The 23,827-nt window shown below is 56.7% G+C and carries 31 protein-coding genes; 23 read left to right on the forward strand and 8 right to left on the reverse strand.

Features of this window, described 5'->3' with window-relative positions; all coding sequences use genetic code 11:
• Positions 1–9 precede the first annotated feature (9 nt).
• The 3 genes from AAZU54_RS03855 to AAZU54_RS03865 are packed head-to-tail and all read left to right on the forward strand — an operon-like array spanning position 10 to position 1,531.
• Positions 10–489: a fimbrial protein gene (locus AAZU54_RS03855; RefSeq protein ID WP_434726607.1), complete on the forward strand. Its 480-nt coding sequence runs from the start codon at positions 10–12 to the stop codon at positions 487–489.
• Positions 486–989, forward strand: coding sequence for a fimbrial protein (locus AAZU54_RS03860; protein WP_434726608.1), 504 nt, complete (start codon positions 486–488; stop codon positions 987–989). The genes AAZU54_RS03855 and AAZU54_RS03860 overlap by 4 nt, the downstream gene beginning before the upstream one ends.
• 8 nt (positions 990–997) lie before the next feature.
• Positions 998–1,531, forward strand: coding sequence for a fimbrial protein (locus tag AAZU54_RS03865; RefSeq protein WP_434726609.1), 534 nt, complete (start codon positions 998–1,000; stop codon positions 1,529–1,531).
• A 224-nt stretch (positions 1,532–1,755) separates the two neighbouring features.
• Here the strand turns inward: AAZU54_RS03865 and AAZU54_RS03870 are convergent, their stop codons facing one another.
• On the reverse strand, positions 1,756–2,568 hold the full coding sequence (locus AAZU54_RS03870; protein ID WP_434726610.1) for an MrpH family fimbial adhesin: 813 nt from the start codon (positions 2,566–2,568) through the stop codon (positions 1,756–1,758).
• A gap of 574 nt (positions 2,569–3,142) precedes the next feature.
• Between AAZU54_RS03870 and AAZU54_RS03875 the strand changes: the two genes are divergently transcribed.
• Genes AAZU54_RS03875 through AAZU54_RS03930 form a run of 12 tightly spaced genes read left to right on the forward strand, consistent with a single transcriptional unit; the run spans position 3,143 to position 12,422 of the window.
• Entirely contained in the window at positions 3,143–3,460 is a 318-nt protein-coding gene (locus AAZU54_RS03875) for an RAQPRD family integrative conjugative element protein (RefSeq protein WP_434726662.1), read from the forward strand.
• Positions 3,457–3,696 carry a TIGR03758 family integrating conjugative element protein gene (locus AAZU54_RS03880; RefSeq protein ID WP_434726611.1) on the forward strand — a complete coding sequence of 80 codons (240 nt, stop codon included), beginning with the start codon at positions 3,457–3,459 and terminating at the stop codon, positions 3,694–3,696. Before AAZU54_RS03875 ends, AAZU54_RS03880 begins: the two co-directional genes overlap by 4 nt.
• A gap of 19 nt (positions 3,697–3,715) precedes the next feature.
• Positions 3,716–4,066, forward strand: coding sequence for a TIGR03745 family integrating conjugative element membrane protein (locus tag AAZU54_RS03885; protein ID WP_434726612.1), 351 nt, complete (start codon positions 3,716–3,718; stop codon positions 4,064–4,066).
• A gap of 14 nt (positions 4,067–4,080) precedes the next feature.
• Positions 4,081–4,473, forward strand: a complete 393-nt coding sequence (locus tag AAZU54_RS03890) for a TIGR03750 family conjugal transfer protein (RefSeq protein WP_434726613.1) — start codon at positions 4,081–4,083, stop codon at positions 4,471–4,473.
• Between the two features lie 8 nt (positions 4,474–4,481).
• Entirely contained in the window at positions 4,482–5,135 is a 654-nt protein-coding gene (locus AAZU54_RS03895) for a PFL_4703 family integrating conjugative element protein (protein ID WP_434726614.1), read from the forward strand.
• The gene (locus AAZU54_RS03900; protein ID WP_434726615.1) at positions 5,132–6,034 is read left to right on the forward strand and encodes a TIGR03749 family integrating conjugative element protein; all 903 of its coding nucleotides are present in this window, start codon (positions 5,132–5,134) and stop codon (positions 6,032–6,034) included. The genes AAZU54_RS03895 and AAZU54_RS03900 overlap by 4 nt, the downstream gene beginning before the upstream one ends.
• Positions 6,018–7,511, forward strand: a complete 1,494-nt coding sequence (locus tag AAZU54_RS03905; protein WP_434726616.1) for a TIGR03752 family integrating conjugative element protein — start codon at positions 6,018–6,020, stop codon at positions 7,509–7,511. The genes AAZU54_RS03900 and AAZU54_RS03905 overlap by 17 nt, the downstream gene beginning before the upstream one ends.
• Entirely contained in the window at positions 7,489–7,926 is a 438-nt protein-coding gene (locus AAZU54_RS03910; RefSeq protein ID WP_253131198.1) for a TIGR03751 family conjugal transfer lipoprotein, read from the forward strand. The genes AAZU54_RS03905 and AAZU54_RS03910 overlap by 23 nt, the downstream gene beginning before the upstream one ends.
• Positions 7,926–10,910 carry a conjugative transfer ATPase gene (locus AAZU54_RS03915; protein ID WP_434726617.1) on the forward strand — a complete coding sequence of 995 codons (2,985 nt, stop codon included), beginning with the start codon at positions 7,926–7,928 and terminating at the stop codon, positions 10,908–10,910. The genes AAZU54_RS03910 and AAZU54_RS03915 overlap by 1 nt, the downstream gene beginning before the upstream one ends.
• A complete protein-coding gene (locus tag AAZU54_RS03920) occupies positions 10,907–11,200 on the forward strand; it encodes a hypothetical protein (RefSeq protein ID WP_434726618.1) in 294 nt (97 codons plus the stop codon). Before AAZU54_RS03915 ends, AAZU54_RS03920 begins: the two co-directional genes overlap by 4 nt.
• Positions 11,197–11,850, forward strand: a complete 654-nt coding sequence (locus AAZU54_RS03925; RefSeq protein ID WP_434726619.1) for a DsbA family protein — start codon at positions 11,197–11,199, stop codon at positions 11,848–11,850. The genes AAZU54_RS03920 and AAZU54_RS03925 overlap by 4 nt, the downstream gene beginning before the upstream one ends.
• Positions 11,847–12,422 carry a hypothetical protein gene (locus tag AAZU54_RS03930; RefSeq protein ID WP_434726620.1) on the forward strand — a complete coding sequence of 192 codons (576 nt, stop codon included), beginning with the start codon at positions 11,847–11,849 and terminating at the stop codon, positions 12,420–12,422. The genes AAZU54_RS03925 and AAZU54_RS03930 overlap by 4 nt, the downstream gene beginning before the upstream one ends.
• Positions 12,423–12,460: 38 nt before the next feature.
• Here AAZU54_RS03930 and AAZU54_RS03935 read toward each other — a convergent pair whose 3' ends face one another.
• Positions 12,461–12,817 carry a histone-like nucleoid-structuring protein, MvaT/MvaU family gene (locus AAZU54_RS03935; protein ID WP_434726621.1) on the reverse strand — a complete coding sequence of 119 codons (357 nt, stop codon included), beginning with the start codon at positions 12,815–12,817 and terminating at the stop codon, positions 12,461–12,463.
• A gap of 30 nt (positions 12,818–12,847) precedes the next feature.
• Positions 12,848–13,792: a hypothetical protein gene (locus AAZU54_RS03940; protein ID WP_434726622.1), complete on the reverse strand. Its 945-nt coding sequence runs from the start codon at positions 13,790–13,792 to the stop codon at positions 12,848–12,850.
• Positions 13,793–14,061: 269 nt separating this feature from the next.
• Here AAZU54_RS03940 and AAZU54_RS03945 point away from each other — a divergent pair, with 269 nt between their 5' ends.
• The 5 genes from AAZU54_RS03945 to AAZU54_RS03965 are packed head-to-tail and all read left to right on the forward strand — an operon-like array spanning position 14,062 to position 18,669.
• Positions 14,062–14,478, forward strand: a complete 417-nt coding sequence (locus AAZU54_RS03945; RefSeq protein WP_434726623.1) for a TIGR03757 family integrating conjugative element protein — start codon at positions 14,062–14,064, stop codon at positions 14,476–14,478.
• Complete coding sequence (locus tag AAZU54_RS03950) at positions 14,475–15,407, forward strand: TIGR03756 family integrating conjugative element protein (RefSeq protein ID WP_434726624.1); 933 nt, start codon at positions 14,475–14,477, stop codon at positions 15,405–15,407. The genes AAZU54_RS03945 and AAZU54_RS03950 overlap by 4 nt, the downstream gene beginning before the upstream one ends.
• Before the next feature lie 23 nt (positions 15,408–15,430).
• Complete coding sequence (locus AAZU54_RS03955) at positions 15,431–16,792, forward strand: integrating conjugative element protein (RefSeq protein ID WP_434726625.1); 1,362 nt, start codon at positions 15,431–15,433, stop codon at positions 16,790–16,792.
• A 3-nt stretch (positions 16,793–16,795) separates the two neighbouring features.
• Complete coding sequence (locus AAZU54_RS03960; protein ID WP_434726626.1) at positions 16,796–17,149, forward strand: hypothetical protein; 354 nt, start codon at positions 16,796–16,798, stop codon at positions 17,147–17,149.
• Positions 17,146–18,669, forward strand: a complete 1,524-nt coding sequence (locus AAZU54_RS03965; RefSeq protein ID WP_434726627.1) for a conjugal transfer protein TraG N-terminal domain-containing protein — start codon at positions 17,146–17,148, stop codon at positions 18,667–18,669. Before AAZU54_RS03960 ends, AAZU54_RS03965 begins: the two co-directional genes overlap by 4 nt.
• 36 nt (positions 18,670–18,705) lie before the next feature.
• On the opposite strand, the gene AAZU54_RS03970 is transcribed toward AAZU54_RS03965, so the two are convergent.
• The gene (locus AAZU54_RS03970) at positions 18,706–19,059 is read right to left on the reverse strand and encodes a hypothetical protein (RefSeq protein ID WP_434726628.1); all 354 of its coding nucleotides are present in this window, start codon (positions 19,057–19,059) and stop codon (positions 18,706–18,708) included.
• A gap of 113 nt (positions 19,060–19,172) precedes the next feature.
• Here AAZU54_RS03970 and AAZU54_RS03975 point away from each other — a divergent pair, with 113 nt between their 5' ends.
• Together AAZU54_RS03975 and AAZU54_RS03980 are read left to right on the forward strand one after the other, a co-directional pair.
• Positions 19,173–19,451 carry a type II toxin-antitoxin system ParD family antitoxin gene (locus tag AAZU54_RS03975; RefSeq protein ID WP_253131209.1) on the forward strand — a complete coding sequence of 93 codons (279 nt, stop codon included), beginning with the start codon at positions 19,173–19,175 and terminating at the stop codon, positions 19,449–19,451.
• A 5-nt stretch (positions 19,452–19,456) separates the two neighbouring features.
• Complete coding sequence (locus AAZU54_RS03980; RefSeq protein ID WP_434726629.1) at positions 19,457–19,813, forward strand: type II toxin-antitoxin system RelE/ParE family toxin; 357 nt, start codon at positions 19,457–19,459, stop codon at positions 19,811–19,813.
• Between the two features lie 248 nt (positions 19,814–20,061).
• Here the strand turns inward: AAZU54_RS03980 and AAZU54_RS03985 are convergent, their stop codons facing one another.
• The 3 genes from AAZU54_RS03985 to AAZU54_RS03995 all read right to left on the reverse strand — a co-directional run bounded on the left by AAZU54_RS03985 (position 20,062) and on the right by AAZU54_RS03995 (position 21,801).
• The gene (locus AAZU54_RS03985; protein ID WP_060501481.1) at positions 20,062–20,511 is read right to left on the reverse strand and encodes a carboxymuconolactone decarboxylase family protein; all 450 of its coding nucleotides are present in this window, start codon (positions 20,509–20,511) and stop codon (positions 20,062–20,064) included.
• 111 nt (positions 20,512–20,622) lie between these two features.
• Entirely contained in the window at positions 20,623–21,288 is a 666-nt protein-coding gene (locus AAZU54_RS03990) for an FMN-dependent NADH-azoreductase (protein WP_434726630.1), read from the reverse strand.
• A 30-nt stretch (positions 21,289–21,318) separates the two neighbouring features.
• Positions 21,319–21,801: a GNAT family N-acetyltransferase gene (locus AAZU54_RS03995; RefSeq protein ID WP_183675034.1), complete on the reverse strand. Its 483-nt coding sequence runs from the start codon at positions 21,799–21,801 to the stop codon at positions 21,319–21,321.
• Positions 21,802–21,891: 90 nt separating this feature from the next.
• Between AAZU54_RS03995 and AAZU54_RS04000 the strand changes: the two genes are divergently transcribed.
• Complete coding sequence (locus AAZU54_RS04000) at positions 21,892–23,328, forward strand: PLP-dependent aminotransferase family protein (RefSeq protein WP_434726631.1); 1,437 nt, start codon at positions 21,892–21,894, stop codon at positions 23,326–23,328.
• Here the strand turns inward: AAZU54_RS04000 and AAZU54_RS04005 are convergent.
• On the reverse strand, positions 23,321–23,800 hold the full coding sequence (locus AAZU54_RS04005) for a carboxymuconolactone decarboxylase family protein (protein ID WP_012314955.1): 480 nt from the start codon (positions 23,798–23,800) through the stop codon (positions 23,321–23,323). The genes AAZU54_RS04000 and AAZU54_RS04005 overlap by 8 nt on opposite strands.
• Between the last annotated feature and the right edge of the window lie 27 nt (positions 23,801–23,827).

Here is a 23,827-nt window from a genome sequence, read left to right on the forward strand (position 1 = left end):
GCGCTCATTATGACTGTCGCACGTCCCGCGCTGCTGGCCCTGCTGCTTGGCTGCAGCCCCTTGGCCCAGGCCGCCGAACAACTGCTGACGATCAAAGGTGTCATCTATGCGGCGATTCCCTGCGTGATCAACAAAAACGCGCCCATCAGCGCCCCGTTCAATGATGTTCAGATTGCCAGTATCGATGGCCAGTACAAGACCATCTCTATCGACTACACACTCGATTGCAGCCGCTCCGCCACCAATGAGCTGCGCATGCAAGTGCGCGGAAATTCGGCCTTCGACCCCACGATGCTTGAGATACCCGGATACGACGACATCGGTATCGCATTGAAGAAGGACGGCGAACGGTGGGCGCTCAACAGCTGGTCCAACTTCGATACGCGTAAAAAACCCGTGCTGCAAGCCGTGCTGGTCAAGCGCGAGGCCAGCGAAATCAAAGCTGGCGCGTTCAAGGCCAGCGCAACCCTGGTGGTGGACTATCGATGAGCCTCCTAAATCGCACTTTGGCAATCCTGTCGATCGCTGCCCTGCCCTTGTCGTGCGTTGACGCGGGCAATCTGGAGTTCAGCGGGACGCTGTTGGCGCCGCCTGGTTGCACCGTCAGCGACAAAGGCGGACGTATCGACGTGCGCTTCACGCAAAACATTGCCGTCAACCGCATCGATGGCGAGCGCTATCGCCAGGCGATCCCCTATCAGATCGAGTGCCCGGGTGCGGCCGATCACAACATCGCCTGGCACATGCGCCTGACCCTCAAGGGGACACCCGCATCTTTCGACACCACTGCGCTGGAAACCTCGGAAAAGGATCTGGGCATCAGAGTCCTGCTTGGCGGTACCGCATTGGCGCCCAACGAGCCACGACAGATCGATGTCCGTGCATCGACACCACCCGTACTGGAAGCCGTACCGGTAAAGCTCGCTGGCGCGGCATTGCCCAGCACCGAATTCACTGCTTCGGCGCTTTTGATGGCTGAGCTCTACTAGGAGGATCCATGGGCAAATGGGCCATTACCCTGGGCGCCTGGGTTGCCGCCAGTTTCTGGTTACCGACGACCCAGGCGGCAGAAGACAACCTGTATTTCTCAGGCACCTTGGTGAATGAGCCTTGCGTGCTCGCCGAGGGGGATAAGTTGATCGAAATGGACTTCAAAAGCGTGATCGACAAGGACCTTTACCTCAACGGCAGGACCAAAGGCCGTCCCATCGAGCTGCACCTGCAGAACTGCGACTTGGACGTCGGCAAACGCATGGTCAGCATCATCTTCAGCGGCAATGAGAGCAGCGAGCCGCCTGGTTTTCTCGTGCTGCGAAGCACAACCGTGCAAGGCTTGCTGGTAGGCCTGGAAACCACGAGGGGGCTGCCGCTGCCACTGAACAAGACCCACCGCGTGGGCGAGCTGACCCTTGGTGAAAACCTGATCAGCTTCAATGCCTACCTGCAGGGCGATCCAAAAGTGCTGGCCAACCGCACCCTTGGCCAGGGAGACTTCGACGCGTCCCTGACCTTTGCCCTGAGTTACGAGTGATCACCAAGAAGACAGCCCGTGAGACAGCTCTGCGCTCGGCAACATTGCTGCAATGACCTTAGTGGCATGGGAGTATTTTCTACAACATAGGAGAATTTCATAGTCACTGTCCGCTACTCTAAGTTCAGGAGCAATATGAATCGCCCATAGGTTTCCTTGGCACTCTCCAAGCTGAGAAAATGGCGTTTCTCATAATGATTGAGGGCATCCCCTCAAAAATCAATCTAAGGTGGCGAGATTGTCAGCACGGTAGACCCGGAGAAGCCCCCCGGCTCGACACTACCGGCACTGAATAGCTGCGACCTAACTGTGACTGGAGTGGCCAAACCGCCCGCCACATCTATTGGAACACCAGCTGCGGCGGGCTTACCTTCAATCGTTATCTTGGAGTACAGACTACCATCGGCTCGCAACTTGATTCCTTCCGGGCTTTCTTTGCTTGCACTAACAGTTACGCTAGATGTCCCGGTACACGTCAATTGTAGAGTCGTTTCTGCCTCATTACCTTCAACAGCACTATCAGCTAATTCGCCGTGATCAATTATTCCATCACCTTTTACCTCACACTTCATTGATGGATTTATAACCGGCGCACAAGGACCAATTGGAACTTCAATACCCCCCGTCCCGCTATAAAGAAACAGATGCGTAAAGGTAATGCAAAAAGTATCAGTATGCCTTCTCCCATCCGGGACAAACAGCGAGCCTTTAAAAGGAACTGAGAAACCTTTCATTTGCTGTTTTAAAACAAGCATCGAGCCTGTTGGATACAAATTGTCCCACCGATGATCACTTTCTACCATATAAAAAAAACTACCAGGACGCTGAGCCCCTTTAATACTTAACGTGCAACGAATCGCTTCAGGATCCCTGCAAAATCCCTCCTCCTTTCCCTCCCATTGGGTAACGGTAAAAAAATAACGCACACCACCTGGTTCATATTTGCTTCCAGTGGACTCTATCGAAACAGCATAAGTTGTATTTGAGGCCGCGCAAATCAGCCAACAAAATACAAGCCGAATATATATCTCTAACATCCCCTGACACCCCTTGATTATCGTGAACAGGAATGATAGGAAAATTTTTCGATTTACGATCTAGGAGTTTTCCGCCCTCCTTGTAGGAATCCTCTGAATGCAATAGATCAGCTGGCATTCATGATGGTGCACTAAACTGATAAGACATCGGTACCGGCACTGACGCCGACATGCGATCTAATGGGAGTAAAAGTCATGTTCAACTCGAGCAGTACCAATGCGTGCTTGCTATCTTTAAACTGCTGATGATGTGTAGTAGTCCGGAACAAGACGTTAAGTCTTTTCTCGGGCTGTGCCCCTGGTCCAAGTGAAACAGCATGCATCGGGGCTTGCCGCATTGCTCCTAGATCATACCAACGGCCTGATCAATATATCCGCACTCCACCACGCCTCTCCGCAGCTGGTGAGCTGCTTAGGCAGAAGGAATTTTTCCTCTCAAAAAATTCCACACCACCCAGATAAGTATTTCTTGAGGCGCGCTCCCTGACGCTCTCGGCATCCTGATGCACATAGTCAGTCTTGCCAGAGCCCAGCCGTGAACAAACACCTTCTATCCCTTGCAACAGCGCGCCGCATTCTCTGCGGTTCGCTGATCGCCATCACAGGCAGCTTCCTGGCCGTGCCGACGGCCGAGGCTGCAAGCGCGTCCGAGCAGACCAACATCGAGGTCATGATCCGCCAGCTCAATGCCCTGGAGGACTCAGCACGCCGCAGTGCCGCTCTCTCCAGTGAGCCAGGCCAGCGTTACTACTTCGACTACGAGCGCCTGGCGGGCGACATCGAACGTGTTCGCAACGGCCTGCAGGAGTACCTGACGCCAAGTCGTGCCCAACCACGGGATCCCGCCGAGCTCGCCGGGAAATACACCCTCACAGGAGGCCGGATGCCATGAGTATGAGTGGAGCACAAGTCGCTGCATTCAACGCCGCCAGCGCCGCAACACCCCAGGCGTTTTCGACCTTTTTCCTGAGCATCGTCATTGCCCTCTCGATGCTCTGGGCTGCTTGGGCCCTCTACAGCATCTATCGCGGCTGGGCCACCCAGAACATTGATCGCTCTACCGCGGGCGCGTCAGCGGTGCGCATCTTCGTTCTGCTTCTGATTCTTTCCGCACTCGTCCTTAGCTAAACAACCAGGAACTTCAACCATGTCTAAACCGAATCACGTTAAGTCCTTCTTCTTGGCCGTCACTTGCGTACTGGCCTCCGTCCCCATGTTGGCTCAGGCCGCTCTTCCAGGAGCGCAAGCGCCCACCCGCGGCGAAGGCACCAACATGATCCAGACAATCCAGAACTATGCATATGACGGCTTCATGTTGCTTGGTCTGCTGGTTGTTGGTGGTGCAATGATCGGCGTGGCTCACCATGCCTACGGCACTTACCACGATATTCATGAGGGCAAGAAGAAGTGGCGTGACCTCGGCATGACCGCAGTTGTCGGCGTCGTCCTGATCGGCGTGGGCATCTTGCTGGTTACCAAGGCTACCGGCGTGCTTTAAGCAGGTAGGTTCGCATGGCTGAGACCCAGTACCTCAAGGACGGAACGCTCGACTTCCTTCCGCATAACCTAAACAGGCAGCCCATGGTCATGGGCGGCCTCACCGCAGACGAACTATGGGGAACCATTGCGGCATGCGGAGGCACAGGTTTTGTGCTGGGCATCCCAATGTCGTTCCTGTTTGGCAACTGGGCGCTCCTGATCGCGTGCGCCTTGGTTGGCGGCGTGTTGGGTCTAACCGTCGCCCGCCGGGTTCTTCGTCAATTGAAACGTGGCCGCCCAGATACCTGGTTCTACCGCCAACTCCAGTTACAAGCCACGCATCGAGCGCCATTCCTTCCATTCCTTGGTGACACCACGCTGGTGGTCCGGGAAGGGGCCTGGACCTGCCGCCGCACCGGAAAATAGGACATCTCATGACATTCAGAAAAAAGGTGGAGGCGCAGTACGCGCATATCCTGAGCTTACGCACAGCGCTCGGGTTGATAACCGCCGTCTGCTTGGTATTGGCCTACGGATGGTGGTCGGCCCCACGGTCACTCACCGTCCATGTACCGCCAGATCTTCGCTCTGGCAGTACCCGGCTGTGGTGGGACGTACCGCCCGAGAATGTCTACGCATTCGGCTTCTACATCTTCCAGCAGCTGCAGCGCTGGGAAAAAGACGGTGATGTCGACTACCAGGACAACATCGATCGGCTGACCAACTACCTCACCCCAAGCTGCAAGGAGTATTTGCAGAAGGATTACGAGCTTCGCCGCAATGCCGGCGAGCTGCGCAAGCGTGAGCGTAGTGTGTCCGAGATCCCAGGCCGGGGTATTTCGGATCCGAACCTGCAACGGGTCGTCGTCAATAGCATCAATGATTGGACGGTAAAACTAGATCTTGTAGCAGACGAGTACGTCAGCGGTGAACGGGTGAAGCGCGCCCTGTCTCGCTATCCACTGAGCGTTGTGCGCACAGATGCTGACCCCGAAAAAAACCCCTATGGGCTGATGTTGAACTGCTACGCCAGTGATCCCCAGCGCATCGAGGTGGACCTTCAAGCCGTCGCCGGAGCCAAGCCATGACGATACGCAACTGGGTCCTGGCCCTAGGCCTGACCGTCATGGCTGATGCGCATGCCATCGAAATCATGCAGTGGGAGCGAATTCCGTTGGCCATCCCCTTGCAGGTCGGCAAGGAACGCATTGTCTTTGTCGATCAGAACGTCCGGGTAGGCATGCCCCAGGATCTGGTGGGCTCGCTGCGAGTCCAGAGCACTGGCGGAGCGGTCTACCTCATGGCCACTCGCGAAATCCCTCCGACCCGCCTGCAACTGCAGAATGTGGCGACCGGTGAAATCATGCTGGTCGATATCGCAGCAGCACCAGGGACCGAAGGTCAGTCGGCGCTGGAGCCGGTCAAGATCGTTCCTGGCGTGACGCCTGCCACACGCTACGGCCAATCAGTAACGCGAGTCGTGGAATCCACCGCATCGACCCCAAGCGCTGCAGCAGATGAAGACGACACCCCTGCCCCACCGCGCCACGAAACCCCTGCACCCGTAGCCCTTACACGCTACGCCGCCCAGATGTTGTATGCCCCCCTTCGCACCGTCGAACCGGTAGCCGGTATCTCGCAGGTGCGTATTGATCGGCAGATGGACCTCAGCACCCTCTTGCCCGGCTTGCCCTTGGAAGCATCAGCCTTGGGCGCATGGAAGCTCGATGACACCTACGTCACGGCGGTCAAGCTGCGCAATCTGAGCGTACAGCAGTTGGTGATGAACCCAACTGACCTGATGGGCAACTTCGTCACTGCTACCTATCAACACCCTTATCTAGGTGCACGCGGGAATGCGAGCGACACGACCACGCTTTATTTGGTGACCAAGGGCCGGGGCCTGAAGCAGGCATTGCTGCCCTCCTCGATCAGTCAGGTCGACCCCAAAATGAAAGGAGGCCGTGGTCATGACGCTGACCAGTAACCCACTGCTGAAATTTCTAGTCCCCACCGTGGTGGTGGGCGCGCTTTTTCTGATCTTCAGTGGACCTTCAAAACAGGAAGAAAAAACATCAGGGGAACCGCTGACGATCGATCAGGAAGACGCCAGAAGACTGGGCGTCGATGGCGATACCCCCGCCGACACCCTGAGGACACTGGTCGCTGAAGGCCGCGTGCTGAAAGAGCAGGTCAGTCAGGCGTTGTCCGACAACCAACAGTTGAAGAACCAGAATGAGGAACTTCAACGCCGGTTGAAGCACATCGATGACAACGTCGACAACAAGCTCGCCAATGCCAAGGACCAACTTAAAGAAGAGGTTCAGAACCAGGGCAAAGGCATGCTGGATCAGCTCCAGAATCAGTTGAACAACTTGAGTCAAAACTCGCCCAACGGAGCTGGCCAGGATCTGCCCATTGGCATCGGCATCCAACCCGGCGATGGAGCAGGCTTCGAACATACCGCCAAGGCAGACACCAATGGGACCGTGTGGATTCAACCCGATGACGCCACTCAAGTGGACGCCAACGGCAAGCCCCTGCCACCAGGGTCTAGCCAGGTAGCCAGTGGCTTCAATTTCCCCACCAGCTTCGGCAATACCATGGACAAAGGTCAGACTGTTCTGGCCGCGACCGCGCAGAACGTCGGGGCAGAAATTTCCCCACAGGATGCGCGCAAGCATGTCCGGAAGGCCTACACCCTGCCGCAAAACTCAACGTTGATGGGCTCGGTTGCGATGTCGGCCCTCATCGGCCGGGTCCCGATCGACGGAACGGTAAACGACCCCTTCCCCTTCAAGGTACTCATCGGTCCAGACAACCTGACCGCGAACGGCATCGAACTGCCTGACGTCGTCGGCGCGGTCGCCAGCGGTACCGCCTCAGGTGACTGGACGCTGTCATGCGTGCGTGGCCAGGTCCGCAGCCTGACGTTCGTGTTCGCCGACGGCACCGTGCGCTCGTTCCCGGCTCCAGCCGAAGAGGCAAACGGCAGCCAGAACAACAACCAGAACAGCAGCAATGGCCAGCAATCCATTCAGGGCGGGCTGGGCTGGATCAGCGACGCCTACGGCATCCCCTGTATTTCCGGCGAGCGCCGATCCAATGCCAAGGAATACCTGACCAACCAATCCCTGGTGACCGCTGCCGGCGCCGGCATCGCGAAGCTTCTGAAAGCGGACGAGCAGACCAGTGCGACCACGTTCAACAGCGGCGGCACATCGTTCGGGACCATGGGCTCAACGGGGAACTCCGCCATGGGCTCCATCCTTACCGGTGGTGTGAGCGATATCCGCGCCTGGATGAACAAGCTCTACGGCGAAGCATTTGCTGCCGTGTACGTCCAGCCCGGGGCGAAGGTAGCGGTCCATCTGGATCAGCAGCTCGCCATCGACTACGAGATCAAGGGCCGCAAGGTCGACTACAACGCCGGAGCGAATCATGTATCCGCAAACCTCGATTAAGCCGCGCCTGCTGGTCGTGGTGCTCGCCCTGTTGCTGGGTGGGTGTTCAACCAATAAAGACGAGCTGCTCCCTCACGGTGACGCTAGCATGATGGACGTATGGCAGCACGGCACGATGGGCGGTGCGGGCAGCTCGAGTAGCCGAACCCTCCTCGATGCGCGCCAAGAGCTTCGCCGGCCGCTCGATGAACCCCAGATGGTTCGCCAGCGGGCGAGTGCCGACGCCTTTACCCGCACGCCTCAGAACGAGATCTACAGCCAGTTCAAGCGGCTGCCCAACCCCGACCTGGTCATGTACGTGTTCCCGCACCTGGCAGGGACAGATCCGGTACCGGTCCCTGGTTACACCACCGTGTTCCCTATGTATCAACGCGTGCAGTACGCGATGCCCGGTGAACGAACGGAGGACTATTAATGAAGTTCCTGCAACGGTTCTTCCCGGCCACCAGCAAGCCGCAGGTGGAACCCACCGTCGAGGACAACCTGGACGCCCCCGTTCAAGTGCAGATCGATGACACCTCAGACGTAACTGCAGAGGAGCGCGAGGAGGCGGTTGAACGATACCTGGATCGCCTACAGGCGCTCGGGATTCCTTCTCCTACAGACTGGCAAAACCCAAAGCGACGGCCAGCCACGAAGCAGGATGTGTCCCGCCTCTATGAGGTGAATCCGTCGTTCGTCGACTTGCTGCCTTGGGTCGACTACCTGCCCCAAGAGCAATCCATGCTCCTTGAGGATGGTGTTTCCCAGGCTGCATTTTTCGAACTGGTTCCGATCGGTACCGAAGGACGTTCAGACGACTGGCTTGAGCAAGCGCGAGATGCACTGCAAGGTGTCCTGCAGGACAGTTTCGATGAACTGGAAAGCTCTCCCTGGGTTGTTCAGCTCTATGCCCAGGATGAGACCAACTGGGACGACTATCTGCAGCGGTTGCATGCTTATGTTCAGCCCCGAGCAGAAGATACCGGGTTTAGCGAACTGTACTTGGCGATGTTTCGGCACCATTTGGAGTCGATTTCCAAGCCTGGCGGTTTGTTCATCGACACCGCGGTGAGCAACCTGCCTTGGCGTGGCCAAAGTCGGAAGGTCCGACTGGTCGTGTATCGCCGAGTACAGAAACAAGATTTCATGGTCCGTGGTCAGGACCCTGGCGCCTACCTGAAAACCATCTGCGATCGACTCAAAGGCGCGCTGGCGAATGCCGGTGTCACAGCACGGCGCATGGATGAGAGTGACATCAAAAAGTGGCTGCTGCGTTGGTTCAACCCCCACCCTGACCACCTTGGCCAGGCCGATCGTGACATTCGCCGTTTCTACGAACTTGTCTGCGAGCCGGTGCCCGAATTGGCACCTGGTGAACTGCCGTTGGCGAGTGGTACTGACTTTTCTGAGAACCTTTGTTTTCGCGAGCCTCTCTCGGATCTGAAAAAAGGTCTGTGGGTGTTTGATGGCATGCCCCACCGTGTCGTGATGCTCGATCGGATGAAAAAAGCACCTACGACGGGTCACCTGACCGGTGAAACGAAGCAAGCGGACGCCTTAAATTCTCTGTTCGACCGACTGCCTGAGGATACGGTGCTGTGCATTACCATGGTGCCGACACCACAGGATCTACTCGAAGGACATTTGGAGAAGCTGGCTCACAAATCAGTGGGAGATACCCAGGCCTCCCTCCATACCCGACAGGATGTTGACGAGGCTCGATCGATCCTGGGTCGCAAACACAAACTGTACCGTGGCAGTGTCGCGTTCTTCCTCCGCGGCCAAAATCAGACAGTGCTCGAGGAGCGCACTGTCAGCCTGTGCAACGTGCTTCTCGCCGCGGGCATGCAACCCGTCCAGCCCCAAGATGAAGTCGCCCCGTTGAACAGCTATCTCCGCTGGCTGCCCTGCAATTTCGACCCAAGCGAACGCCGGGCGATGGACTGGTACACCCAACTGATGTTCGCCCAACATATCGCCAACCTGGCCCCTGTGTGGGGGCGTTCCACGGGTACTGGCCACCCAGGTTTCACTTTTTTCAATCGGGGTGGTGCACCACTGACCTGTGACCCGCTGAACAAGCACGACCGCCAAATGAACGCTCACCTGTTTTTGTTTGGTCCTACAGGTGCAGGCAAATCCGCGACGGCCACCTACATGATCATGCAGGCGCTGGCTTTATACCGTCCCAGGATGATCATGGTAGAAGCAGGTAACAGCTTCGGCCTTTTGGGCGAGTTCGCCAAACGCCTTGGTTTGAGCGTCAACCGAGTGCGCCTCGCCCCGGGCTCGGGAGTCAGCCTGGCCCCGTTCGTGGATGCGGTGCAGCTGGTCAAAAATAAAGAGAAGGTGAAAGTTCTCGATCCCAACGACGTCGAAGCCTCCGACGAGCATTTAGCAGGTGCTCTTGAGGGCATGGAGGATGAGCAGCGCGACATCTTGGGTGAGCTCGAGATCACGGCGCGCCTGATGATCACCGGCGGCGAACCAGGTGAAGATGCTCGCTTGAGCCGTGCGGACCGAAGTGCCATCCGCCAGTGCATTCTGAACGCTGCCGAACTGTGCGTTCGCGAGGATCGCCCAGTCCTGACCGAGGACATCGTCGAAGCCTTGAAAATGATGGCTGCTGACGCCGAGGTGCCCGAGATCCGACGTAACCGCTTCATGGAAATGGCGGAAGCCATGGGGATGTTCACCATGGGTACCGAGACGGAGATGTTCAACCGCCCTGGCACCCCGTGGCCCGAGGCGGATGTGACGATTGTGGACCTGGCCACCTACGCCCGTGAGGGCTACCAGGCACAGATGGCCATCGCCTACATCTCGCTGCTCAATACCGTCAACAACATTGCTGAGCGTGACCAGTTCAAAGGTCGGCCACTGATCTTCTTCACCGACGAAGGTCACATCCAGTTGAAGGTACCCCTGCTCTCCCCCTACGCGGTGAAGATCACAAAGATGTGGCGGAAGCTCGGCGCCTGGTTCTGGATGGCCACCCAGAACGTCGATGACGTTCCCAAGGAGGCTTCAGCCCTCCTGAACATGATCGAATGGTGGATTTGCCTAAACATGCCGCCAGATGAGGTCGAGAAGATTGCCCGGTTCCGCGAGCTGACGCCGGCACAGAAGACCATGATGTTGTCGGCCAGGAAGGAGAACGGGAAGTTCACCGAGGGTGTTGTCCTGGCCAAGCGGATCGAGCTGCTGTTCCGTGTCGTCCCTCCCAGCCTGTGTCTCGCCCTCGCCATGACCGAGCCCGAGGAAAAGCGGCAGCGCTACGACATCATGCAGGCCCGTGGCTGCGACGAGTTGACAGCTGCGCTGGAGGTGGCCGCTGACCTGGACCGGAAGCGCGGGCTCACCCCCTACCCCATCACTTTCCCTGTATCAACTAAGGCCGTGGAGAGCATGGCATGAGAGTCATGAATCACCTGACCCAGAGCTTGATTGAAAGCCTGACCCAACTGCTTAAAAAACCCGGCCAGGACACTCTAAAGTCCCTGGAGATCTGCGCTCCTGTCCTCATCGATGAACTGCAACAGATCAAGGACAATGCCCTCGATCGACGAGATCTTATGCCCCTGATCCATACCGCCCTGAATGAGTGGCTGCAACAGCATCCCCAACCGGAAGGGGCTGTAGAAGATCTGATCGACGCACTTCGCCGGCAGGCACTTGCCCCAGCTCCAAAAGGGGGAGGTCGATGAACAAGCTATCAAAGGCAAAGGTGATCAGTACGATCATCCTTGTCGCTGCGGTAGTGTTACCGATGCTCGTATGGGGAATAAAACGAGAAGCACCTGCCCCAGAGGCCTGGTTCTTTGGACCTGCCTCAGCCAGGTGGTTAATCACTGAATACGCAGATCTGGAATGTCCGTATTGCCGGGCATATACCCCAGAGCTCAAACGGTGGGTAAGCCAGCAGCCTGACGTCAAGCTCAAGTGGCACCACTTCCCGCTCCAGGATCATGGCTTTGCCGCTGAACGGGAGGCGCGCCTCGTGGAGTGTGCTGGCCAGCTCGGAGGTGCCGAAGCCTTCTGGACCGCAATCGACCAGGTTCTGCTGCACAGCCGTGGCAATGGCCAGGGCCTGGCTGCCGAGATCGAGGTCGGCACTATCCCTTCTGACACCCTGAGAAACTGTGCCGACACGGATCGAGAAGTAGCCTCTCAGGTGTTCAAACAGCGGTCGGATGCACAGCACCGGGGCATTGTCGCCACCCCCACCCTGGAGATCACTGACACCCTCACAGGACACTCTATGCGCCTGGAGGGAGCAGTGGATGAGGTGACGCTACTGTCCGCAATGGATGGCCTGGCCGCCCAGGCCGGTTCTCAGGGGGAGCCAGTGCAGTGAACGAAGCGTTTGAATGCGCGTTATCAGCACGACTGCATTGGATGGAAAAACGCTACTTGGAAACCCTAGGGTTCCTCACCCTAGCCCAAGCCGCCCAAGAGCAATCGCTAGCCCTAGTTTGTCAATTGGCTGGGAACGAGGCCCACACTGTCGAGTCCTCACAACACTATGGCGCAACCATTCCACTGATTCTTTCTGACGTGCCCGAACTCGCACAGGAGTACCGAGAAACCTACGATTATTGGATAGCCGAGTTTGAAGAGTGGGAGGCTGAAGAAGCAGCTCGGCGAAAACAGAAAGAGCGCGAGCTACAGGCGCAGGATTGTATTGCTCGTGAAGCGTGGGAGGAGATGGGTCTTCCGACACCTGGAGAATTGGCCGCACATCTTTTGACTGGAGAGTCGATCAGGATCGAGGGTCACTTTCTGCAATATGACCGATCTGACGGGTACACCTGGATGGACAATCCCTATGGCGTACCTGGTGCACTCGGTGGTCGACCTACCCCCGAACTAACTCGTGAGTTTCTCGTTACCGTTGCGACTGGGGGAATGTATGGGCCTGAACCGTAGGAGACAAAAAAGCCCGTCATTCTGACGGGCTTGTGATATCACTGGAGCCAAGACGCAACGGCATCGACACCGTATTGATCTCTCCATTCTTTGAGACCTTTGTGATTACCGCCTTTGGTTTCAATAACCTCACCAGTGTGTGGGTTTTTGAAGATCTTGACCGCACGAGGTTTACGGCTAACCACTGGCAGCGCAACAGGACGGACTGGAGTTGCTGGATCCAGAATACCGATCACTTGCCTCAGCCCTACCCCATATTCGTCCAAGAGCGATCGGAGTTTCTGCTCGAACTCAATCTCACGCTGAAGCCCTTCATCATTTCTCAATGACTCCAACTCTGCTAACTGGGCTGCGAGCTGTTGCTCCAACCGACGATATTCTACCAATCGGGACATTGAATACTCCACGCTAAAAAACAAATAAAATTAGTGTCCTCTACGAGCTCGAGGGCCTGAATTTTCAATCTTTCTAATTTCGTTGCTCACAGCAGTGACTGCTTGCTCGGTGCTATCCCACTCTACTCCGCCCTTAGATAAGTCCTCTATGAGCTGTGAAACAGAACCAATTTTAAACAGCAAGTCACGCAGGAGCATTAACGACGACACATGATCGTCGTGATAATTCACATAACTCACAACATGAACATATTCATGCCGACACATACTCTCATTCCAAACTGTACTTTGTGGTCGAGATCGCTCCAACGCCTCGAGCTTGAGTTGACTCGGCGACAAATCAACACTTTCTATAGCCAAAAAATCTGGAGCATCGTCGGGCCTCCTAAAGACCATGTATCTTATCAAGTCATCACTATCCGGCCCTCTGACTGCCTCATAAACATCCCAAATAAAATCTTTTAATTCATTGCTGTATCGTTGAAGCACAGTATCATTCTTGAACGATGCCACCTCAATGCTAGCCTTGGCATACACATAAAACAGCAGGGCATTTATATAAGTATTACAGTACCCTTTTAGGGACCGAACAAACTCCAATCTATTGAAGCTATTCATTTGGCCAAGCTTCCAAACTTGCACACCTTGGAACTTAAACCTCACCTTGGAGAGCAGAGAGTTAGCTTGTTTACAAGTATCTCCTGCGCGAGATATTTTTACCGCCTCAGCACTATAGCTTTTTGACTCTGCCCAGTAGGTATAAAGGTCATTGTAGTCGACATGTATGTCATCATTTCGCATTTGCCCTATCAGGCCATGCAAAGCTTCAATTAGCGGCGAGTAGTCAAGCAGCCTCCTCTGGGCGCTATCGCCTCGTATCAATGCAAAAAACTCTGGAAGAGAGTAACCCTCCGACAAATAGCCTATCTGACCATTTCCTCGACGCAGACCAATCATAAACTTAGATTGCTTCACTTATTCATTTCCACATCAAGAATGGGGTTATCTACACCCATAACAACTGGGCATAGAGCTATTCACTCAGACTAAATTTAAACTCACAACGCCTTGAGACTAAAAATATTCCAAACGAAAAGTCAACCTCAAATGCCCGGTCCCTCGCGCTCGCCGCTAGCGAAGCAGAGCACCTTCAAAAATTCGAACGATCTGCATTATCTATTTCCAGCTGCCCTACCTTCATGGGTCCTATTTGATGTACCTGTTCAACCACCAGGTGCAGCACCATGCCCCCTTTCCAGCACTATTGGCCTGCCGCTGCTCTACTCGGCGTCCTGGCCTCCATCAGCAGCGTCCAGGCTGAAACCTGGGCAATCACCGACTCAGCGCATCCACTGAACGTACCAACAGGCGTACGCCTCATCCGCCTGGATGACCAGCAGCGCCTCGAGGCGCAGTTGTCTCGATCACTGCCCTCCAACCCACAACAAGCCACTATGGCCGCGCAGCAGCTGCTGCATAGTCCAGAGGGCGCACGACTACTGACTGAGCTCGCCCGCGCTCAGCAAGGTGCTGCCGACGCCTGGAGCATTGGGATCACGAAGGTGCCGGCAGTGGTTGTCGATCGGCAGTACGTGGTCTATGGCCAGTCTGACGTTGCAGGCGCCATCAAGGAGATCGAAGCAGCCCGGGGGTACCCATGAAAAACGCCCCTCGCCGACTGCTGGCCATCGCGGTGGCCACTGCCTCATTTACCGCTACGGCCGCAATCAATTCGGCGGCCATCAGCGCCTCCGCCCTGTCGCCGACGTGCCTGGAATACAAGGTAGTCGGGATCTGCTACTGGCTGCTGTGTACCCCGTTCGGCTGCTCGGTGAAGACGTCGACCAAGGTCCGCCATTACATCCCCGACGCAGTGGTCTCGGCCTACGCCAATACCGGCGACAACCCGTGGACCGAGATGAGCCCTCTCGGCACTCCAACCGTCGCCGCCCAGGGCGGTAATGACGGCACCACCAATCACAACGCCGAAAACAACATCACAAAGTTCAAGGAGGCCGATGTCATTGGCCATCCAGGTGCCGGGATGTTCAACAGGTTCGCCAGCTCCTATGGCTATTCGTGCCAAGGAGCGACAAGCCCGCTAGTGCCCTACATGGTCAGCACCCTCGACTTCCTCGCCTGGCGCCACGGTATTCCCGAAGTTGTATACCCCGAATCCCTGGTACCTGGCAGGCGAGAGGTAGGTGGAACCTTGTCAGGGGATCTCTGGGGGAACGTGTATCCGCGCAGTGGAACTGTTCTCCAGGCCGACGACTTCAAGGCCGGCGCTGTAATAGCGCAACGCGCTGGCGATATCACCACCCGCATTGGCCAACCTCATATCTACAGGCCCATGCGAGCGCTCCCCAAGCCCGGGTACTGGCCGGCAGGTGACCTACTCGAGGGTGATGCCAAGACCGGGAAATGGCAGCAACTCACGCCCACCCTGAGCCCAACCTGCGCCGTATTTCCGAACAACGAGGCGAATGTCCAGGCCGTGGACGAGGCCTACGCCTGGGCCTTGTGGCGCCCCTACTCCTGCTGCAAACGCCGCGGCCAAACCCTCCTCGGCAGCACCGACTTCCAATGACGAACTTTAGACGGGAGACCTACATGAAGACATTGACCCAGGCCTTTGGGCTTGCCCTCAGCTTGTGTTGCACGGCCGCATTTGCTGCGACAGGAGACCCCATCAAGGTGGAGAGCCAGGGCTCAGTGATTGGAGACGATGTGCTCTACAGCATCGGGGGTGGCAGCGCCGTCACCATGGGCAGCGCGGGCCAAATGGAAAGCGTCACGGTCGGTGCCGGATGGCAGAACAACCTGATCTGCGGAAACATGAACATGAGCAACACCCTGGAGAACCAGTTGAATGGTGCGACTCAGGGCTTTCAGCAGATCATGGGAAGCGTGATCCAGAACGCCACAGGTGCTGTGATGTCGTTGCCGGCGATGCTCCTGCAGCGCGCCAATCCACAACTTTACAACCTGCTCACCAACGGCATTCTGCAGGCCCGTTTGGACTACGACCGCTCCAAAGGCACCTGCCGCGCAATGGCTGAACGCATGGCCGATATCGCGGGCGGCCAGGGTTGGGGCAAAGTCGCAGAAGGACAGAAGATGGGCCAAGCGCTGGCCAGCGGCAACGCTGATGCTGTGGCTGTCGTTAACAGCGTCGAAGCGGGATCTGGCAATGCCGGCGTCACCTGGGTCGGTGGTACACAGGCCGGTGGTGAGGGGCAGAAGCCCATCCAGGTGGTGGGTGACATCGTCAAGGCAGGCTACAACCTGCTCAATAATCGTCCGGCAACAGAGACCTCGAGCATTGAACAGTCCAGCTGTTCGAATGGCCTGGTCTGCAGCTATTGGCAATCACCTGCAGAAGCGGCGCAATTTGCGAACCGTGTGCTGGGTGAACAAGAGATTCAGACCTGCCAAGGGTGTCGCGGCACCTCCACCCCCGGTGTAGGCCTTACTCCCCTGATCCAGGAAACCTACGAACAGAAGCTCACGGCCCTGCAGGATCTTCTCAAACCCGGTGCACAAATCACCTCCGAGAAACTTCGAGAAGCGGGCAGCGACCCATTGCCGATCACCCGCGGCGTAATCACTGCATTACGCGATGAACGTGACCAGGCCGTACTCGCCCAACGGCTCGCATCGGAAGTTGCGCTCTCGGAGATCTTGGGCAAATCGTTGATGCTCAACCGCATGCTCATTTCTGGTTCCAAAGAGTCGAACGTGGCCTCGAACCAGCTTGCCACCACGGCTGTGGGAACTCAGTCCGAGGTCCTGCAGAAGGAAATCGAGAACCTCAAAATGGAACTGGATCTTCGCCGTGAGCTGTCCAGCAACAGCCCGATGGCGATCATCGAGCGCGGCAAGTCACGCGCCGAAAACTCCCGCTCGATCTATCAAGCCGCCCCTGAAACGAACCGCCTGCAGCAGCTGCAGAGCCCAGCTGGCAAGGAGTAACTCATGGAACAACAGAATGCGAAATTCACCCTCCTCAAGCAGGTAGGGATCGGTCTTCTCATCAGCTTAATCATGCTCCTGGCGAACGTAGCGCTTGGAGTGATTGCCCTGAATCATCTCGGGGTATTCGAGAACTGGCTCAGGTGGCGCGGTGACAACTATCTGATGCTGTTGGCTTGGAGGATTTTTCTCTATGCCGTAGTGATCGTGGGCTGGCTGAAAGTGCGCGATCGCCTTCCGCTAGACCAGTCCGATGTGACCTCGAATCGCCGCAGGCGGGTAGAAGGCCTGGTCATCTTGCTCTTCGTGATTATTGAAATCGCCAAGGCCCCGATCGCCTGGTTGGAGATCGTATGACGCTCTACACCAATGACTACCTAGAGTATTACCTGACCATCGTGGGCTGGCTGATTAACAATGGGATCTGGGACATGATCTCGGACACTGGCCTCTTCGCCCTGCCCTTCATCATCATCGTGGCACAAGAATGGATCAAGGTCCGCGGTGAAGGCGCTGACGAGGGCAACAAGGGCGTACTGTCACTGGCCCGTATCGAAACGAAGCTCTACGTTGGCTACGTCGTCGTAATGATGTGCGCGATTCCACTGGTATCGGTCGGCTTCGATACCCTTGCGTTCGATCAGCAGCGCGCTAAACAGTGCCAGGTGATGACCCCGGCCCCATCAGAGACAGGCTGGAACACCACCTTCAGCTCCCTGGCGGGCAAGAGCGCGAGGATTCCAGTCTGGTGGGCGTTCATGCACGCGCTGTCCAAGGGGTTCAACAGCGGCGCGGTAGCAGCAATCCCGTGTGGTACCGATCTTCGGCAGATGCGGATGGATGTCGATGCGACTCGGATCAACAACCCCCTACTTGCCCAGGAAGTCGCTGACTTCAGCCATGACTGCTTTGGCCCTTCGAGGGCGCGTCTGTTCATGCGTCAGCCCGACATCGGATCCATCGCCAAAAATCCAAAGGCACTCCAGGACCTCAACTGGATCGGGTCACGCTATCTGCTGAACACCTCCGGCTACTACGACACCGACTATTCGAGGACCCCGCGAGCGGCCTGGCCATACGACGTGAAACGTGATGACGGTTTGCCTCAGGTCACGGGTGGTGGTGGGTATCCCACCTGCCGGCAGTGGTGGTCGGACGGTACGATCGGCCTGCGCGATCGCCTGCAGGCACAGGTCGACCCAACCCTGATGAATCAGTTCCTGGGCTGGGCGAAGTGGCTGTCACCGGAAGAAGTCACCGACTCGATGATTCGGCAGATCGTATCGCCATCCAGCCAGGTCAATGGTGACATCTACACGGATTATGGTGGCCAGATCGATGGCACTATGTGGAATATGATGGCGCGCGCCGGTGGGACGGTAGGTGTCGCGGTCGGCTCCCTTGCCTACTTCCCTGCTATGGACATTGTTCGCCAGGCATTGCCCATGGTCATGGCGTTCCTGAAGATGGCTTTCATCATCTGCATCCCGATTGTGTTGATCATTGGTGCCTATCAACTCAAAGTCGCTATGACAATGTCAGTTGTTTTCTTTGCACTGACCTTTGTTGACTTCTGGTTTCAGCTTGCCCGTTGGATTGATAGTACGATACTTGATGCCTTCTACGGATCTGGCTCCCCACACTTGTCGTTCGATCCAGTCATGGGTTTGAACGCCACAACTCAAGATGCAATCCTAAACTTCGTAATGGGGGCAATGTTCCTGATTCTTCCTGCATTTTGGGTAGCTGCGCTTGGCTGGGCAGGCGTTCAAACCGGAAATCTTATCTCGGGTCTTACAACGGGAACCAAAGATTTACAGCGATCGGGCGACAGCGTTGGAAAACTCTCAACGGACACGCTCAAATCTGTGAAATAAAAAAAGCCGGACATCGGTCCGGCCTTATTTCATGACTCAGTCTTTGTAATACATATGATAATCGGGATGCTCATACTCACCATAAAAGGGCACTTCTGGCTCGGCATCTTCGGTGCCAACGACGCCTCCACCTTGGCCTAGAGCCGATGTAAGAAGTGTCGAATCCCCTTTCGTTAATGCTAGAACCAAGAGTCCAAGACATCCCAGCGTGATTACAGAACTGATGAGCCAAGTAAAAGAGGTCACAAACAGGGCTAGGAGGACTGAAGCGACAATCGCACGCTTCACCCAACGAACCTTTGGTTTGCGGTCATGGAGACTGAAACGCACAGCAAGCCCCACAGTCCGACCAAGGCGGTGAGGGAATGTCGTCGAAGCGGCTGAGGTCATGATCCTATCTCCTTGCTCTGAGAGCACCTTGCCATCATGTATACGATACCTTTGGCAATTTATCAAGGCATATGGCATAAGACGCCATACCTAAATATCCGTTGGAGCAGCCCATGGCCACCCACAATATCGTCGTCCCAAACCCGATGGAGCAGTCCATTGAAGCGCTCGTGAAATCGGGCCGGTATCAGAATTTCAGTGAGGTCGTGCGCGCAGGCCTACGAATGGTGCTCGAGCATGAGGCTGAAGAGTCGGCGCGCCTCGAAGCTCTGCGGAACGCCACCTCGGTTGGCCTGATGCAGCTCGAAGCGGCTGAGTTTGATGAGGTTGATGCAGACCAGCTTGGCACCTATCTCGATGAGCTGGGCCAGGTGGCGAGTAAAAAAGAATGAGGAAGATGGCGTTTAGGATCTCACATCAAGCACGCACTGACATCGTGGACATTCTTCGCTTCACCGAGGTGAAGTTTGGCGAAGGCGCTCGTCGACGCTACCAAGGTCTGCTGCAGACCACATTCCTGTCGATCGCAGAAGAGCCTAGCCGAGTGGGCAGCTCAGCACGAGATGAGCTCGCACCTGGTCTCAGGAGCCTGCATCTGTTTTTCTGCCGGCTCGAAGTGGCAACTGACCGCGTGATCCGCCCCCGACACGTTGTGTTCTACCGCCAGGTGGACGACCAGGTGATCGAAATTGTCCGGATTCTCCATGATGCCATGGAGGTGTCTTTGCACCTGCAGCACCTACACCAGACTTAAAGGGGAATGGCCCAAAAGGAAATGGCCTGAAGGGATAATGGAATGGATCAGAATGGTAAAAGCCCTACCCCAAAAGGGGAAGGACAAAAAGGCCTTCCAAATAATGAAAGCCGCCGGTCGCGACTGACTGCTTCCGACCCATAGCGGTCGTTCGGAAAGGGCAGCAATTGGCCTGAAGCAGACGGTACGCGATAGGAGCGAGGTGCCGTCTCCGAAGTATTACCTCTCCAGGCCGAGCCACTAGGTCATCAAGCCCTAGCCGCAGGTTTGAGTCGGAAGCTGACGCCCATACGGTTGAACGCATTCATTGCGGCAATCGCCGCTGTCAGGTCAACAAGATCCTTTTCAACAAACATCGCCGATGCGGCTGCATAAGCTTCGTCGGATACCTGTGTCTCGCTTACCCTGGTGACTTCTTCCGCCCAAGCCAGTGCTGAGCGCTCCTGATCCGAGAACAAATATTGCGCTTCATGCCATACCGGCACTAACAGCACCTTGTCCACTGACATACCTGCTTTGATCAGATCGCGTGAGTGAAGATCAATGCAATGAGCGCAGCCGTTGATTTGAGACACTCTGAGAAACACGAGGTGGATCAACGAGGCTGGCAAATTTGTCGCGGTGGTCACGAAATGATGCACGCCGCCGAGGGCCTTAGCTGCACCAGGCGAAGCTTCAAACCAATTGAGACGATTCATGATTTCTTTTCCTTTGTATGAGCGATGAAGAGCGTGGCCGCTTGTTGGCATACGGCCCAGTTGAGATGCAAACCTAAACACTTGGAGTAGATGTCGGCCCTGAAGCGGACTTTAGACTTGATCCACTCGACGGCTATGCCTAACAAAGTACGCCTGCACATCACCGTACCCTGTTGCCCTTCCAGTATTCAGTGACTCTACCCCCTTGGCGGTACCCTCAACGGTGAAGTAATGCACCTGAGTGAGACCGATGGTGGCAAAGACGGCGGACAGGTAGGGGCGCAGAAAGTCCGGTTGACGGGCCTGTGGGCCGTTGATGTAGCCCCCGCTAGCGATTGCGACGTAAACCGGACGATCCGTCAGATTTCCGACTTTGCCTTTGGCGGTGCCCACAAACGTTTTGCCCACGCGTACCACGTGGTCGATCCACATCTTGAGTGGAGCGGGCACGCTGTAGTTGTGCATCGGCGTGGCAATCAGCAGTACGTCGCATGCTTGCAGTTGGTCGATCAATTCGTTGGAACGGCTCAACGTACTGTCCCGCCCACTTGCCGTGACTACGCGTTGATTCGCTAATGCCTGGGCGTAAGGGGCATCGACTGGGGCCATGGTGTTGAGGTCTAAATCGGTCAACTGGATACCCCTTCTGCCGGCCTCGGTGGCCAAGGCGAACAGGATCTGCTGGGACAGCTTCAGACTTTCCGAAGCCTCTGCATTGGGGCTGGTGACCAGGCGAAGAATGCGCAAAGGAGCAAGTGGCTGTTGGGACGATGTCATGAGGTTTGCCTCCTTGGATGTGCATGCGGGTTATGGCGTATCGAACTGTTTTTGAAAGCGCAGTGCACCCGTCAACAGGCCTTCACGGAAGTAAAAACGTTGCGCGCGGGCGTTGGCCAAACCCGTGTCGAGCACCAGGCGTGCACAACCGCTGGCGCGCGCCAGTCGTTCCAAAGCTTGCAATAAGCGCGATCCCCACTGGCCACCCCGCTGAGCCTCGGCGGTTACAAGGTCATCGACATACAGGAATGCGCCGTAGACCAGGTTTTCCTGAAAGCGGTAACTAGCCAGTGCTACAAGAACGCCTGCGTCATAAGCGCCAATCAGGCGATAGCCTTCAAGGCGCATACGCTCGATGCGGCTGACGAAGTCGGCTTCGCTCGTCAGATGAGGGCGCAATTGCTGCATTACCGGGAATGCGCTGCACAGGTCATGGGTGCTGTCCAAGGGACGCAGGGCGGTATCGGCCAGGTCGAGCACGCTGGGTATGAAGTTGTGCAAAGGGAATTTCATGGGAGTTGCCCTCATCAGTAGGTGATGGAGCTATATTGGACTACCATTGACCCACTTGATTGATCCAAGAAATGGGATATGAACTAGGCCATGATGACCTCCCCCAAGCCGCCTTTTGCTCCCTTGGAAGAGCAGTCCGCCTTGCCCCTGTATCGTCAACTGTACGACCGCGTGCTGGCCGCCGTTGCCGCTGGCACGTTGTCCCCCGGTGACCGCTTGCCGTCGGCGCGCGCCATGGCTAAGGAGCTGGGGGTGGCACGTGGCACCGTCGAACTGGCCTATTCGCTGATGGCCAGCGAAGGGTACCTCCTGGCGCTCGGGCAGAAAGGCACCGTAATCAATCCTGAACTGCAGAAGCCTGTGTCAGCGGCCACCGTATTGCCAGTCAGCAGCCAAGTGATCGAAGACGCGCCTGATTCGCTCTGGCGTCCACCGCAGCTGTTGCCGTTCCAGATGGGGGTACCGGCGCTGGATGCATTTCCGCGCAAGATATGGGCGCGTCTCGGTGCTCGGTATCTCCGTGGGATGCGTCTGGGAGATCTGGACTATCCTGCACCCCACGGCCTGGCAGCGTTGCGCAGCGCCATTGCTTCGTATCTGCAGGTGTCCCGAGGTATCGATTGCGGTGCCCATCAGGTGTTTATCACCAGCGGTTGGCGCAATAGCCTGTCCTTAGTCGCACATACCCTGTTGCAGCCAGGCGAGTGCGCCTGGGTGGAAGACCCGGGCTATCCCACTACGCGCCAGGTGCTTCGCCAGTTCGGCCTGGACCTGGAAGCGGTGCCGGTTGATGCAGAAGGCATGAACGTAGAACACGCCATCGCGGGTTCTCGGGCTGCTCAGGTCGTCATGGTGACACCAGGGCATCAGAGCCCGCTGTCGATGGCACTGTCGCTGCCACGCCGACAACTGCTACTCGATTGGGCTGCCCGCACCGGTGGCTGGATTGTCGAGGACGATTACGACGGCGAGTACCGCTACGTCAGCCGTCCACTTCCAGCGCTGGCCAGCTTGGATCGCCATGGGCGCGTGCTGTATGCCGGCACCTTCAGCAAGGTGCTGTTTCCCGGTATTCGCCTGGCTTATCTGGTGGTGCCGCAGGCGCGGGTGGCAGCGTTCGAGCGCGTCGGACGGGCCTTGTTTGCTGCCGGGTCACCGTCAATTACCCAGGCTTTGGTGGCGGAGTTCGTTGCCGAGGGACACTTCGCTCGGCATATCCAACGCATGCGCCGCCTCTACAACGAGCGACGGGCATTGACCATCGAAGCACTGGAGCGGAGTTTGCCGAAGGGTATGCAGGTGGAACGCTCGCCAGGCGGTATGCACCTGGTACTGCGTTTACCGGAGGACGTAAGCGACACCGCCCTGGCCGAGCAGGTGCTGGCGAGGGGCATGTCGGTACAAGCGTTGTCGCGCTGGGCTGCCTCATCGCAGCGTCAGTCAGGTCTGCTCCTGAGTTTTACCAACTGCGCCACGACTGCTCCAGGCGAGCAGCTTGGCGCGTTGATCAGCAAGTTACTCAGTTGAGGTTGGCCTTGTTCAGGCCGAAGAGTTCATCGGACGAGCCCGGGATCGCCTGGAAAGCCACATTGAGGCGATTCCAGCCATTGATGGCGACGATCAGGAACGACAAATCCGACAGCTCCTGCTCGGAAAACTGCTCACGCGCACTCGCATACAGGCTGTTGGAGATACCATGAGGCGGCAGTTGGGTCAGGGCTTCAGTCCACTCCAGCGCCGCCCGCTCTGCTGGCGAAAACAGCTGTGACTCACGCCAGACGGCCACGTGGTGAAGACGCAGCTCGCGCTCGCCATGGATCTTGGCCTCTTTCACATGCATATCCACGCAGAACGAACAGCCGTTGAGCTGCGAAGCGCGCAACATGATCAGGTGGGCAAGATCGGCCAGTAGCGGCTTCTTGCTCAGTTGCAGGGTGAGCTCCACCAGTTTGTTGGACGCTTGGGGAGACAGTTTGAAGTAATCAAGGCGGTTGTTCATGGGGTAGTTGCTCGTAGTGGGTGTTGG

This window comes from Pseudomonas sp. Je.1.5.c, assembly GCF_051129895.1.
GTDB classification, from domain to species: Bacteria; Pseudomonadota; Gammaproteobacteria; order Pseudomonadales; family Pseudomonadaceae; genus Aquipseudomonas; species Aquipseudomonas urmiensis.